This is a genomic window from Janthinobacterium sp. NFX145, from assembly GCF_049810325.1.
GTDB lineage: Bacteria > Pseudomonadota > Gammaproteobacteria > Burkholderiales > Burkholderiaceae_D > Janthinobacterium > Janthinobacterium rivuli.
The window spans coordinates 5,144,007-5,158,205 of sequence record NZ_CP187360.1; the positions used below are offsets into that span (position 1 = coordinate 5,144,007).

Consider the following 14,199-nt stretch of genomic DNA (forward strand, 5'->3'; position numbering starts at 1 on the left):
TGCTTCTGGCGGTTTTTGCATCAATAAGCTAATAAACTGGCCCGGCGTCAAATAATGGCAAAAATCGTCTGCATTCGTGGTACGCACCCACATCCCCGCGCTTGCGTCTGAGCAAAGCCTCCCTTACCATCGTCCGGAAGAGCACGTACTGCCGGCGGTATTCGGCCAGCGGCACAATTTTACCGCATCCCCCGCCATTCGCAGCCAAGTTAAACAAGATCATGCACGCCGCATCCACGAGACAGTTACCGATACCATGAGCACACAGCCTTTGATCTCCGCCTCCCGTTTCTACCAGCGCTGGCTGGACGCCGCCCCCGAGCGCGCCGCGCAGGTAGCGCAACTGGTGCGCGCGCCGCTGGACAAGCTCGACTTTGCCGCCGAGCTGGCCGCCCAGGCGAACGCCGCCACGCCGCCGCTGCCGCCCGAGCGGGCCATGCGCCGCCTGCGCAACCTGCTCGTCTGCGGCCTGATCGCGCGCGATCTGGAAGGCCGGGCCGACTTGCACGAAGTCGTCACGGCCATGACGGGCTTTGCCGATTTCGCCATCCGCACGCATGTGGACGCCATCATGGCCGAGATGGTGGCCCTGCACGGCATGCCTGTCGGCGAGGAATCGGGCGAGGAACAGGCCTTGATGGTGTTGGCGATGGGCAAGCAGGGCGGCGGCGAACTGAATGTGTCGTCGGACATCGACCTGATCTTTGTCTACCCGGAAGACGGCGACACGCACGTCACCGTACCGGGCCAGCGCAGCCTGTCCAACCACGAGTTTTTCATTCGCATGGGCAAGAAACTGATCGCCGCTCTGGCCGAGATCACGCAAGACGGTTTTACTTTCCGCGTGGATATGGCACTGCGTCCGAACGGCAACTCGGGTCCGCTGGCCGCCAGCCTGAGCATGGTGGAGCAATACCTGATCGTGCAAGGCCGCGAATGGGAACGCTACGCCTGGGTCAAGGCGCGCGCCGTGACGGGCAAGCCGGAAGACATTGCCTCGCTCGACGCCATCGTGCGCCCGTTCGTCTTCCGCCGCTACCTCGATTTCGGCGTCATCGACGCCATCCGCACCATGCACGGCCAGATCCGCGCCGAGGTCAACCGCCAGGAACGGCTGCATCCGGACCGCAGCAACAACGTCAAGCTGGGCCGTGGCGGCATCCGCGAAATCGAATTCCTCGCGCAAGTGTTTCAGTTGATACGCGGCGGGCGCGACGCCGAACTGCGCGAGCGCTCCACGCGCGCCACCCTGCGCACGGTGGCCGACAAGGGTTTGCTGGAACCGGCCATCGTGGAACAGTTGCTCGGCTCTTACACCTTCCTGCGCAACCTCGAACACCGGCTGCAGTATCTTGACGATGCGCAAACCCACACCCTGCCCGCGAATGACGCCGACCGCCTGACCGTGGCGCAGATGATGGGCTTGCCTGACACGGCCACCTTGCTGGCCCAGTTGGAAGCGCACCGCGTGTTTGTCGCCGGGCAATTCGACGAAATGTTCAGCGACAAGAGCAGCGGCACGCCGCCGGCCGACACGGGCATCGACCCGCAGACGTCGAACGACTGCGCCGCCTCGGACCAGCAGGAAGCCATCGAAGCGCGCTTTGCCGCCCTGGGTTTCCATGAGCCGGCCGCCTGCGCGCGCCGCCTGCTGGCCACGTGGCAGGCGCCGCGTTTGCAATCATTGCCCGAGGCGAGCCGCACGCGCCTGGTGGCCCTCGTCAATTCCGCCCTGCCCCTGATCACCGATTGCTCCGTTTCCAATGGTAACGCCAGCCAGCTAGCCACCCTGGGCCGGCTGCTCGATTTCCTGGAAGCGATCGCGCGCCGCTCGGCCTATCTGTCGCTGCTGACGGAATACCCGCATACGCTCGAGCGCGTCGTGCGCATGGTGTGCGCCAGCGGCTGGGCCGCCACCTTCCTCACGCAACATCCGATTTTGCTCGATGAACTGCTGGACGAACGCATCCGCAACACGGTGCCCGACCCGGCCGCCCTGGCGCTGGACCTGCAGCGCCAGCTCGACGACGCGCCCGGCGACACGGAGCGGCAAATGGATATCCTGCGCGAAATGCACCATGCGCAACTGTTCCAGTGCCTGGCGCAAGACCTGGCGGGCGACCTGAGCGTGGAAAAGCTGGCCGACTACCTGTCGCAGCTGGCCGACATCATCGTCGCCGCCACCGTGCAAGCCGTCTGGCAAACCTTGCCCACGCGCCACCGCGACGTGCCGAAATTCGCCGTCATCGCGTACGGCAAGCTGGGCGGCAAGGAACTCGGTTATGTCTCGGACCTCGACGTCATTTTCCTCTTCGACGATGACGACCAGGAAGCGCCCGGCCTGTACGCCAAGTTGGCGCAACGCTTCATTACCTGGATGACCTCGCACACGTCGGCCGGCATTTTGTTCGACATCGACATCGCCCTGCGCCCCGACGGCGCCTCGGGCATGCTGGTCTCCAGCGTGCAGGCGTTCGAGCGCTACCAGGGCAGCGCGGCCTGGGTGTGGGAACACCAGGCGCTCACGCGCGCGCGCTTCTGTGCTGGAGATACCACCATCGGCAAGCATTTCGAACGCATCCGCGACACCATCCTGCGCAAGGAGCGGCCGGAAAACGGCCCGCTCAAGGGCGAAGTGGTGGCCATGCGCAAGAAGATGCTCGATGCGCATCCGCCCCGCCCCGGCAGCTTTGATTTGAAGCAGGATCCAGGCGGCATGATCGACATCGAATTCATGGTGCAATACCTGGTGCTCCAGCATGCGGCGCAGTATCCGCAACTGACGGCCAACTCGGGCAATATCGCCCTGCTGCGCCTGTGCGGCGAACTGGGGCTGATCGACGCCCAGCTGGCCGCCCTCGTCGCCGACGCCTACCGCGCGCTGCGCAAGCTGCAGCACCAGTTGCGCCTGCAGGGCCAGGACCTGGCCCGCGTGGAACCGGAGCGCGTGCGCGTGCATGCGGATAATGTGATGCGCCTGTGGCAAGCCATCTTCGGCGCCGTTGCCTGAGGCCGGCCCGGGCATGCCACTCCATTACCTGTCCCGGCTGAGCGGATCGGCGCGCGATACGCAAGCCAATCTGCAGCTGGGCTGCGTGCTGGCGCTGGTGGCCGGCGCCGTGAATGCGGGCGGCTTTCTTGCCATCGGCGGCTATACCTCGCACATGACGGGCATCGTTTCCGGCATGGCCGACGACCTGGCGCTGGGCAATATCACCGTGGCCCTGGCCGCGCTGGGCGCCTGGCTGGCCTTTGTCAGCGGCGCGGCCGTGACCGCCATCATGGTGAACTGGGGCAAGCGGCGCCGGCTGCACAGCCAGTTTGCCGCCAGCCTGCTGCTGGAAGCGGCCTTATTGCTGCTGTTCGGCTTGACGGGCAATTACCTGGCCACCATGCCCGACGTGCTGGGCCCCGTCACCATCTTGCTGCTGTGCTTTGTGATGGGCTTGCAGAATGCCATCATCACCAAGATTTCGGGCGCCGTCATCCGCACCACGCACGTGACGGGCCTGTCGACCGACATCGGCATCGAACTGGGCAAGATGGCGTATTACAACCGGCGCCACCTGCCGGATCGGATGGTCAAGGTCAACCGCGGCAAGCTGAGAACGCACAGCCTGCTGATCGCCTGCTTCTTCATCGGCGGCGTCAGCGGCGCCCTGGCCTTCAAGCACATCGGCTTTCCCGCCGCCACCATCCTGCTCGCCGGTGTACTGACCCTGCTGTCGGGCGTGCCCGTGCTGCGCGACTTGCGCCTGCTATGGCGTTTTTACCGGCGCCGTTTCTATTCGCACAGCCATAAATGAAAAAACGCCCAGGCAACTACCTGGGCGTTTTTCTTATGCGGTCAAAAAATTACTTGGCCGACATCAGTGCGACGGTGGTGTCGAGCATGCGGTTCGAGAAACCCCACTCGTTGTCGTACCACGACGATACTTTCACCAGGCGGCCCGACACTTTGGTCAGGGTCGAATCGAAGTTCGACGAAGCCGGGTTGTGGTTGAAGTCGATCGAGACCAGTGGTTCGGTCTGGTACGTCAGGATGCCTTCCAAGGCGCCTTCCGACGCGGCCTTCATCAGGGCGTTGACTTCTTCCACGGTCGTGTCGCGCTTGGCGATGAAGGACAGGTCGACCAGCGACACGTTGATGGTCGGTACGCGGATGGCGAAACCGTCCAGCTTGCCATTCAGCTCAGGCAGCACCAGGCCCACGGCGGCGGCGGCGCCCGTCTTGGTCGGGATCATGCTCATGGTGGCCGAACGGGCGCGGCGCAGGTCTTCATGCATCACGTCGGACAGCACCTGGTCGTTGGTGTAGGCGTGCACGGTGGTCATCAGGCCCGTTTCGATGCCGATGGCGTCGTTGAGTGGCTTGACCAGCGGTGCCAGGCAGTTGGTGGTGCACGACGCGTTCGAAATGACGGTGTCGGTCGATTTCAGCACGGAGTGGTTGACGCCGAACACGACGGTCGCGTCGACGTCCTTGCCGCCTGGTGCCGAAATGATGACTTTTTTCGCGCCGCCCTTCAAGTGAGCCGAAGCTTTCTCTTTGGTGGTGAAGAAGCCCGTGCATTCCAGCACGACGTCCACGCCCAGCTCGCCCCATGGGATTTCAGCCGGATTGCGCTGTGCGAATACACGGATCGGATCGCCATTGACGATCATGTTGTCGCCTTCGACGGTGACCGTGCCTGGGAACTTGCCGTGCGCGGTGTCGTAGCGGGTCAGGTGGGCGTTCGATTTGGCATCGCCCAGGTCGTTGATGGCAACGATCTGGATATCCTGTTTCTTGCCGCCTTCGTAGAAAGCGCGCAATACATTACGGCCGATGCGGCCGTAGCCATTGATTGCAACTTTGATCGTCATACTCTGCTCCTGATTAAAAAAGAAGGTACATGCACGGCCCCGGCGAGCACATCGCCAGGGCCGTTAAAAATCAATATTAGCCAGCGATAACGGCCTTGACCTTGGCGACGACGTTCTCGACCGTGAAGCCGAAGTGCTTGAACAGCACGCCAGCCGGAGCCGATTCGCCAAACGTGTCGATACCGACCACGGCGCCTTCCAGGCCCACGTATTTGTACCAGAAGCTGGTCACGCCTGCTTCGATGGCCACGCGCGGCACGCCTTTCGTCAGCACGCTGGCCTTGTAGGCGGCGTCCTGACGGTCATACACGTCGGTCGACGGCATCGACACCACGCGCACGGCGATGCCTTCGGCAGCCAGCGCGCTGGCGGCGGCGACGGCCAGTTCCACTTCGGAACCGGTGGCGATCAGGATCGCCTTGGCGTCCGCCACGTCGTTCAGCACATAGCCGCCGCGGTAGATGTTCTCGATCTGTTCGGCGCTACGTTCTTGATATGGCAGGTTCTGACGCGAGAAGATCAGGGTCGACGGGCCATCCTTGCGGCGCACGGCGGCGCCCCAGGCAGCGGCCGACTCGACGGTGTCGCATGGACGCCAGTTGTCCAGGTTCGGGATCAAACGCATCGACGAGACGTGCTCGACCGATTGGTGCGTCGGACCGTCTTCGCCCAGACCGATCGAGTCGTGGGTGAACACGAAGATCGAACGCAGCTTCATCAGGGCGGCCATGCGCAGGGCATTGCGGCTGTAGTCGGAGAACGTCAGGAACGTGGCGCCGAACGGGATGTAGCCGCCGTGCAGGGTGATGCCGTTCATGATGGCGCTCATGCCGAATTCGCGCACGCCGTAGTTAATGTGGTTGCCAGGCTGGCCCGAACGCACGGCCACGCACTCTTTCCAGTTGGTCAGGTTCGAACCGGTCAGGTCGGCCGAGCCGCCCAAAAATTCCGGCAGGGACGAGGCCAGTGCCTGGATGGCGTTCTGGCTGGCCTTGCGGGTGGCGATGTTTTCTTTCTTTTCGACGCAGGAAGCGATGGCGGCGCTCAGGGCCGCTTCGAATGCCTGCGGCAAGTCGCCCTGCATGCGGCGCGACAATTCAGCGGCTTGCTGCGGGAATTCCTTGCCGTAGGCGGCAAAGCGCTCGTTCCAGTCCGCTTCCAGCAGGGCGCCCTGCTCTTTCGCATCCCAGGCGGCGTACACGTCGGCCGGCATCTCGAATGGCGCGGCATCCCAGCCGATGTATTCGCGCACGGCGGCGATTTCCTTGTCGCCCAGCGCAGCGCCGTGGACCTTGTCGCCGCCTTGCAGGTTCGGCGAACCCTTGCCGATGATGGTCTTGCAGCAGATCAGGGTTGGCTTCGATGCGGTCTTGGCGGCGGCGATGGCGGCAGCCACGGCGGCAACATCGTGGCCGTCGACGGCGCGGATGACGTTCCAGCCATAGGCTTCAAAGCGGGCCGGGGTGTCGTCCGTGAACCAGCCTTCGACTTTGCCGTCGATGGAGATGCCATTGTCGTCGTACAGGGCGATCAGTTTGTTCAGGCCCAGGGTGCCGGCCAGCGCGCATACTTCGTGCGAAATACCTTCCATCAGGCAACCATCGCCGACGAAAGCGTAGGTGTAGTGGTTGACGATGTCGTGACCTGGCTTGTTGAATTCGGCAGCCAGCAATTGCTCCGACAGGGCCATGCCGACGGCGTTGGCGATGCCCTGGCCCAGCGGGCCGGTAGTCGTTTCAATGCCTGGCGTGATATCGACTTCCGGGTGGCCCGGGGTTTTCGAATGCATCTGGCGGAAGGCCTTGATGTCTTCCATCGACAGCTCGTAACCGGTCAGGTGCAGCAGCGCGTAGTGCAGCATCGAGCCGTGGCCGTTCGACAACAGGAAACGGTCGCGGTTCTGCCATTTTGGATTCGCGGGATTGTGGCGGTAGTGACCACTCCACAGGGCAACCGCGATCTCGGCCATGCCCATCGGCATGCCTGGATGGCCGGAGTTGGCCTTTTGTACAGCGTCCATTGCCAGTGCGCGGATCGCATTGGCCATTTTGGTAGTCGGGAGCGTAGTTGTCATGATGGTGTGGGTCAGTCGCGAGTTTGGGATTCGTTTGCAACAGCACGGACAAGAAAGAACCCAGGCCGGCTGCTTTATGTAGTCAACTATTTTACCAGACTAGGGGGCTGCAAATTAGAATTGCGGCGTACTGGCCAGCCAAATGGCTATACTTTGACGTCTTTCCACCCCACATATACCCCCGTTGAGGATTTGCATGCCGCGTTTTTTCTGCCCCCAGCCGCTCGTTGCCGGCACCACCATCGCCCTGCCGGAGGCTGTCGCCCACCATATCCAGGTCGTGCGCCTGGCGCCGGGCGACGTCATCACCCTGTTCAATGGCGAAGGCGGCGAAGTGCAGGCGAGCCTGGTGGCGGTTGCCAAGCGCAGCGTGACGGCTGACATCCAGACGCACGTGGCGCGCGAAGCGGAGCTGCCCTACGCCGTGACCCTGGCGCAGGCGCTGCCGGAAGCGTCCAAAATGGACTGGATCATCGAAAAAGCCATCGAACTGGGCGCGGCGGGCATCGTGCCGCTGTCGGCGCAGCGCTGCGTCGTGCGCTTGTCCGCCGAGCGGGCCGAGAAAAAACTCGCGCATTGGCAAGGCATTATCGTTTCCGCTTCGGAACAAAGCGGACGCAACCGCCTGGCGCAGCTGGCGCCATTGCAAGATTTTAATAGCTGGAGCCGCCAGCAAGACTTACACAAACGCATCATCCTGACGCCGCGCGCGGAGCAGTCGCTGGCCGACTGGGCCCGCCACCAGCCGCCGCAGGCCATCACCGTGATGGTGGGCCCGGAAGGCGGCTTTTCGGAAGCGGAAGAAAAGGCGGCCCTGGCCGCCGGCGCCATCGGCTTGAGCATGGGCCCGCGCATCCTGCGCACGGAAACGGCGGGCCTGACGGCGCTGGCCACCTTGGCGGCATTGTGGGGCGGGATGTAAGAACGGGATCCGATCCCCTCCCTGCGCGGCACTTTTCCGCGCTCGCCAGTTAAAACGACAAATATCAACGTTCAGACATGAAAAAACCCTGCAAGCATGACGCTTGCAGGGTTTTTTATCTTTCCTGCCAGCCGCACCGGAAAACGGTGCGGCTTCAACCACGAACTATCAGAACTTGTGGTTGTATTCAGCAGTCAGACGCATGCTACGTGGTGCCGTGTAGCTGATGGCACGGTTGTAGGTAGGCGACACGTTGGTGCCGCTGTTGTACGTTTCGTCAATGGTTTGCACAGCCTGACGATTGAACACGTTAAACACGTCAACTTTGAAGACCAGGCCTTTGACTTGTGCAGGCTTGAATGCAACGTTCGCATCCAGACGGATATCTGCTGGCAATTTACCCAAGGCACCGCGTGGCGATGGCACGCCATTGCACATGTGGTAAGCCGATTGATAACCGAAATCGCCATCGACTTCTTCGTTGTTACCCAGGCAGTTCTTCGGACGACCGGTCGCCGCCAGGAAGTTACCACCCACGCTCCATTGTGGCGTCAGCTCGTAGAAGCCGTAAGCCTTGATCTGGTGCGTGCGATCATTTGGCAGCAAGCCATACGCGCCAACCATCAGCTCAGGGAAGTCCCAGGTCTGCGTCGCTGCCACGTCGGTTTGTGCCAGATCGGACAGCGTCTGACCTTCGGTATTACCTTTGCTGCGCGACCACGTGTAGTTAACCTTGCCATACCAGCCATTGCGGAATGGATGTTCAGCAAACAGGTCAACTGCAGCGTAGGTACGCTTGGCCTTGTCGAAGCCCAGATCTTCCTTGCTCAGGTTAACCTTGGTGTATTTGCCATTGCCAGCAAAGTCCACCAGGAAGGTATTCGCTTCGCCTGGGTTGAAGTTGGCGCAACCGAAACCACCGTAGTTCGAGGTATCAATCTTGTTACGCGCAGCCCATGCTGCAACCGGACGGCCATCGCAGAAATCGTCGATGGTGGCGCCCAGAGTACGGTAGGTTGCCTTGGCACCGAAGTTCAGCGAAGGCGAAAACGCCTTTTCAAAGCCGATGGTCAACTCGTCCTGGTAAGTAGGGCGCAGGTTGGTTGCCGACAGCGTTTTCGCATCTTTAGGCTGGAAGTACTCATTGTTCGACGAGTATGGATCGGTCAGATTGACACGGCCAATAGGCGCACCGTTGGCATCAACATCCGTGTACGTGAAGTACTGGGTGGTATTGAGCGAACGGCTGGCGCCACGCACGGCGAGGTGGGTCGGGATTTGCAGGTGATAACGGCCTGCGCTACCGAATACTTTCAAGGTGGCATCGCCGTTCACGTCCCACGAAGCGGACAGACGCGGAGCGATCTGGTTCTTCATTTCCATGAACTTGACGTTTTCGCCGTTCTTGTTGGTGAAGCCTTCGTTACGCAAACCGATCGTCACCAATACATCTTTGTTAACTTGCCACAGATCTTCGATGTATTGGGCATCCTGATCCGAATACGCATTCGTCACAGTGTTCAGAATGTGCTCGCTACCATAGTAGCCCTTCGTACCGAGGCCGCCGCCGCTGGACACCGCTTTTTTCTGGTCACCCAGGTTGATCGGCGTATTTGGCGTCTTGGTAAAACGGTAGATATACAGACCGCCACCGGCACGGAACTCACCCGCATTGATCGACTCAAGCTTGTTTTGATCCAGGCCGGCACGCAAGGTGTGGCTGCCCAGTTTGTATTCCAGATCCAGACGCAAGGACTTGGTTTTGTCTTTCGCGCCTGGTGGCCCGATGAAGTTGATCAGTGGCTGCTTCGAGTTATACGTCACGCCATCAGCGCGGGCAGCCAACGGGGCTTGAACCTGGAACAGCTTGGTATTGATGTCGTAGCCGTCGTAGGTGTTCGAGTGCTTGGAGGTATTGATGCCATACAATGCGGAAACGGTGAAGTCATCGGTAATATTACCCGTGTACTTCAGCACTTGCGCTTCGCCGCCATTACCGCCGTCAATCGCGGCAATGTTCGAATAGTGCTCTCTGGACGCGACGACGCCGTTACGCGAATTATTCTTGTAGTCGAAACCGGACAATTGCACGTCGGTTTTTGGCGTATCACCGATCAACGTCAATTCCAGACGATGGTTGTCGCTGATGTTCCAGTCAAATTTGCCCAGATAGCGGTCAACCTTGGCCTTCGATTCGCCCCAGCCAGTGGTAGGCGCAGCGGTATTGGACGACGCCAGGTTGATGTAGTCACGGTCAGTGCGCGTTGTTTCCGCAGCAATGAACATGAACAGCTTGTCCTTGATGATCGGACCGCCGACATAGCCAGAAAACTGCTTGCTGTCGGTTTTGTTGTATTCACGGTTGAACAAAATCTTGCCGTCGGTTCCAGCATTGACCGCATCGCCCGTGATTGGATAGTAGCCATTGCGCGCCTTGGCACGTGCGCCATTTGGCGTGATGCTCATCTGACCGCCAACTTCCCAGTTATTCGTGCCGCTCTTGGTGGTGATATTGACCACACCACCAACCGAACGGCCGAATTCAGCGCCATAGCCGCCAGTCAGCACTTGCGCTTGCGCAATCGCGCCAAATGGCAGTTCCGATGAACCGAGCTGCGTCAACGCATTGGTTACCACCATGCCGTTGATGTAGTAAGCATTTTCAGACGCACCACCACCACCGAAGCTGGCGCCGCCCGCATAGCGGGAATCGGCACGGGTCGTATTTGGAGCCAGTTGAATGATGGCGCCGACGTTTTGAGCGATTGGCAGGGCGGCCAGTTCCTTGGCGGTAAACACCGCACCGTTATTCGTATTCGAGACGTCAATCCGGCTGCGACGGCCGGTCACTTGCACGGCTTGAACTTTGGAATTGAACGAGGCGTCCACACCTTGGCCGATCACGATGTCGACTTCTTTCGATTCGACAACCTTACCGTCACGTACCAAGTCGATCTTGTAGTGACCGATAGGCAATGCGGTAGCCGTGTAGCGGCCATTCGATTCAACGCTAGCCGTACGCTTCAAACCCGTATCCAGGTTGTGCAGCGCTACGCTGGTACCAGCAGGCGCATCAACCGTACCGTAAATCGTACCGGATGCATTCGACTGTGCCATGACAGGCGCTACGACCATCGTGGACATGGCGCCGGCACTGAAGGCCAGCGCCAGGGCACGTACTAAAACAGTTTTTCTCAACATGTGGTTTCCTAATTATTAGATTAAGCGTCTCTGGTAGAGTTGCTTGGTAAATTTAAGCACTAAATCATGTTTAATACGTTTTTATTTCCGGTTTTAGTTTTTGATGACTTGACACTCCCCCGCCACTGATAGGACAGGCTTCAGACAAAACAGGAAAAACCTACTTGCCTAAGCGATACATAAAACCATAGGCGATTGTTCACTGTCAACATAGGAGAAAAATATGATGCAAAGATACAACAAAATGAACGGAGCGGGAAAAATGGCAAATGCGTCCAAGATTGTGCGGCAATGCACCATTTTGATGCGCTGCAAAAAACGCATATTAATATGCGAAAAATTATTGTTTAAAAACACATGACGTTGCGCGCGCCTCGCGTGCATGGCCACAAGCTGAAATGCCTGCCGTGGCGCACCTGCAGCCCTTGGAACCCTGCCTTTCAAGCACGCGAAGCCTGTGGGATGGCGGCAGGCCTGTTGCAGATTGACAACACACAATGGAATTGAACTATTCAAATCTTAAGTTTTCAATTACATTGTATGAATATCCCCAAAGAGAATATTCACATTTGAATATAAGTTATTAGATGCACCAGTAGTTATCGGAATCCCGCTGTAGAATTTTTATATTCGATATTTAAATAAACAACAAATAGAAGTGCGCCCTGCATTTCCGCCTCTGATAAATAAAAATCAGCGCCATCAAAAAATCATATCTGCATAATCAAAAGCAATTAACTCGGAAATGCAATAGCCTCGCCATTCGAGGAGAATCGCATTAAATAATTCCGCAGTTATTGAACGTAATAATTTAAAATAAAAAGCAGGTTTGGATGGCCGGTGCCGGTGCGCAGCATCCTTCACGCGCGCGAAGCGCGAATGTGGCAGCGCCAGCAGCACGCTGCCATGCCATGCCATGCCACGATGGCAGCCTTCCCGAGGCTGCGAAAAATCCCCTCTCCCCGTATCGCTGCTGCACTTCTTGTCCATTCAACTTGGCAAGAAAATTCAGAATTTGCCTATACATATTGATAATCAATTTATTTGACCGCTAAAAAACCCTCTGGTCAACCAATGCCCGGACGTATGTAATTTGAGCGTGCAAAAACAGCTCCCCAGCACACAAAATGAACTGTGCTCAAAGACAGGTAAAACACCTCGCCATCAACTTTTCAGGCAGAGTTTGCCTACCGCATTGCAAATGCCAGCCGAGGCTGTTCAACGACAGGCTGGCGCACCCAAATGGTGCATTGCGGAAGTTTGCTGTCATGCCATCGCCTCATGTAGCCGATGCCACCATGACGTCAGGGGAAGCGCCGCCTCTTGCGCTGAACCCGGCCGCCGGCAACTTCCATGGGGCAGGAAAATGGCCCGACATCCGCCCGGGCAGCCATGCATTGCGTGCCAGAAGGAGTAAAATGCCGCCTTGCGCCGCGCCACGCGGCTGCCCACTCTCCGCTAGATACGGAGCCCTGCACTTTTCGGATAGACACCATGTTGCGACTCAACGAAGTAAAACTCCCCCTCGAACACGACGAAGCGGCCCTGCCTGCCGCCATCCTGGCGCGCCTGGGCATAGCCGCCGCCGATTTGCTCGGCTTTACCGTCTTCAAACGCAGCTATGACGCGCGCAAGCGCAGCGCCGTGGTGTTGATTTACTCGCTGCATGTGGACGTCAAAAATGAAGCAGCCGTGCTGGCGCGCCTGCAGCACGATGTGCACCTGATGCCCGCGCCCGATACCGACTACAAATTCGTCGCCGGCGGCGAACAGCTGGCCGGCCACAGCACTGAACCGCGTCCCATCGTCATCGGCACGGGCCCCTGCGGCCTGTTCGTGGCGCTGATCCTGGCGCAGATGGGCTTGCGTCCCCTCATCCTGGAACGGGGCAAGCAGGTGCGCGAACGCACGGTCGACACCTTCGGCTTCTGGCGCAAGCGCGAACTGAATCCGGAATCGAACGTGCAGTTCGGCGAAGGCGGCGCCGGCACCTTCTCGGACGGCAAGTTGTACAGCCAGATCAAGGATCCCAAGCATTACGGCCGCAAGGTGCTGACGGAATTCGTCAAGGCGGGCGCGCCTGAAGAAATCATGTATGTGAGCAAGCCGCACATCGGCACCTTCCGCCTGGTCAAGATGGTGGAAGAAATGCGCGCGAACATCGAGCAACTGGGCGGCGAATACCGCTTCAGCAGCAAAGTAGTCGATCTCGACATCGTGCCGGGCGCCGATGGCGGCCAGGTGCGTGGCGTGGTGCTGGACAATGGCGAAACCATCGCCAGCAACCACGTCGTGCTGGCCATCGGCCACAGCGCGCGCGACACCTTCGAGATGCTGCACAAGCGCGGCGTGTACATCGAAGCGAAACCGTTCTCGATCGGCTTCCGCGTGGAACACCCGCAATCGCTGATCGACAGCTGCCGCTTCGGCCCCAGCGCCGGCCACCCGATCCTGGGCGCGGCCGACTACAAGCTGGTGCACCACGCCAGCAATGGCCGTTCCGTCTACAGCTTCTGCATGTGCCCGGGCGGCACGGTGGTGGCTGCCGCCTCGGAGCCGGGCCGCCTGGTGACGAATGGCATGAGCCAATATTCGCGCAACGAGCGCAACGCCAACAGCGCCATCGTCGTCGGCATCACGCCGGCCGACTACCCGGGCGACCCGCTGGCCGGCATCGCCCTGCAGCGCGAACTGGAAGAGCGCGCGTTTGCCCTGGGCGGCGGCAACTACGATGCCCCGGGGCAATTGGTTGGCGACTTCGTCGCTGGCCGCGCCTCGACGGAATTTGGCAGCGTGGTGCCGTCGTACAAGCCGGCCGTGCACTTGACGGACCTGGCGCCGTCCTTGCCCGAATACGCGATCACGGCGCTGCGTGAAGCGTTTCCGGCGTTCAACAAGCAGATCAAGGGCTACTACAAGGCCGACGCCGTGCTGACGGGCGTGGAAACGCGTACCTCGTCGCCGATCCGCATCAAGCGCCGCGACGACAACCTGCAAAGCCTGAACACGCGCGGCCTGTTCCCCGCTGGCGAAGGCGCCGGCTATGCGGGCGGCATCCTGTCGGCGGCCGTCGATGGCATCAAAGTGGCAGAGGCGGTAGCGCTGTCGATGGCCGCCGCCTGAGGTCCGTACAGCA

General features: G+C 59.9%; 8 protein-coding genes. 4 read left to right on the top strand and 4 right to left on the bottom strand.

Annotated elements, in window-relative coordinates; all coding sequences use genetic code 11:
• Positions 1 to 256: 256 nt before the first annotated feature.
• Together glnE and ACPJXG_RS22995 are read left to right on the top strand one after the other, a co-directional pair.
• Positions 257 to 3,010 carry a bifunctional [glutamate--ammonia ligase]-adenylyl-L-tyrosine phosphorylase/[glutamate--ammonia-ligase] adenylyltransferase gene (glnE, locus tag ACPJXG_RS22990; RefSeq protein ID WP_425252448.1) on the top strand — a complete coding sequence of 918 codons (2,754 nt, stop codon included), beginning with the start codon at positions 257 to 259 and terminating at the stop codon, positions 3,008 to 3,010.
• A gap of 13 nt (positions 3,011 to 3,023) precedes the next feature.
• Entirely contained in the window at positions 3,024 to 3,806 is a 783-nt protein-coding gene (locus tag ACPJXG_RS22995; RefSeq protein ID WP_176388871.1) for a YoaK family protein, read from the top strand.
• A 49-nt stretch (positions 3,807 to 3,855) separates the two neighbouring features.
• Here the strand turns inward: ACPJXG_RS22995 and gap are convergent, their stop codons facing one another.
• Positions 3,856 to 4,866, bottom strand: a complete 1,011-nt coding sequence (gap, locus tag ACPJXG_RS23000) for a type I glyceraldehyde-3-phosphate dehydrogenase (RefSeq protein ID WP_010395244.1) — start codon at positions 4,864 to 4,866, stop codon at positions 3,856 to 3,858.
• A gap of 76 nt (positions 4,867 to 4,942) precedes the next feature.
• The gene (gene tkt, locus ACPJXG_RS23005; RefSeq protein WP_425252449.1) at positions 4,943 to 6,940 is read right to left on the bottom strand and encodes a transketolase; all 1,998 of its coding nucleotides are present in this window, start codon (positions 6,938 to 6,940) and stop codon (positions 4,943 to 4,945) included.
• A 196-nt stretch (positions 6,941 to 7,136) separates the two neighbouring features.
• On the opposite strand from tkt, the gene ACPJXG_RS23010 reads away from it, so the two are divergent.
• A complete protein-coding gene (locus tag ACPJXG_RS23010) occupies positions 7,137 to 7,862 on the top strand; it encodes a 16S rRNA (uracil(1498)-N(3))-methyltransferase (protein ID WP_425252450.1) in 726 nt (241 codons plus the stop codon).
• A 168-nt stretch (positions 7,863 to 8,030) separates the two neighbouring features.
• Here ACPJXG_RS23010 and ACPJXG_RS23015 read toward each other — a convergent pair whose 3' ends face one another.
• Positions 8,031 to 11,063: a TonB-dependent receptor gene (locus tag ACPJXG_RS23015; protein ID WP_425252451.1), complete on the bottom strand. Its 3,033-nt coding sequence runs from the start codon at positions 11,061 to 11,063 to the stop codon at positions 8,031 to 8,033.
• 702 nt (positions 11,064 to 11,765) lie between these two features.
• Positions 11,766 to 12,053: a hypothetical protein gene (locus ACPJXG_RS23020; RefSeq protein WP_425252452.1), complete on the bottom strand. Its 288-nt coding sequence runs from the start codon at positions 12,051 to 12,053 to the stop codon at positions 11,766 to 11,768.
• A 504-nt stretch (positions 12,054 to 12,557) separates the two neighbouring features.
• Here ACPJXG_RS23020 and ACPJXG_RS23025 point away from each other — a divergent pair.
• Positions 12,558 to 14,186 (top strand): NAD(P)/FAD-dependent oxidoreductase, encoded by a 1,629-nt coding sequence (locus ACPJXG_RS23025; RefSeq protein ID WP_425252453.1) that lies wholly within the window; start codon positions 12,558 to 12,560, stop codon positions 14,184 to 14,186.
• Positions 14,187 to 14,199: the final 13 nt, after the last annotated feature.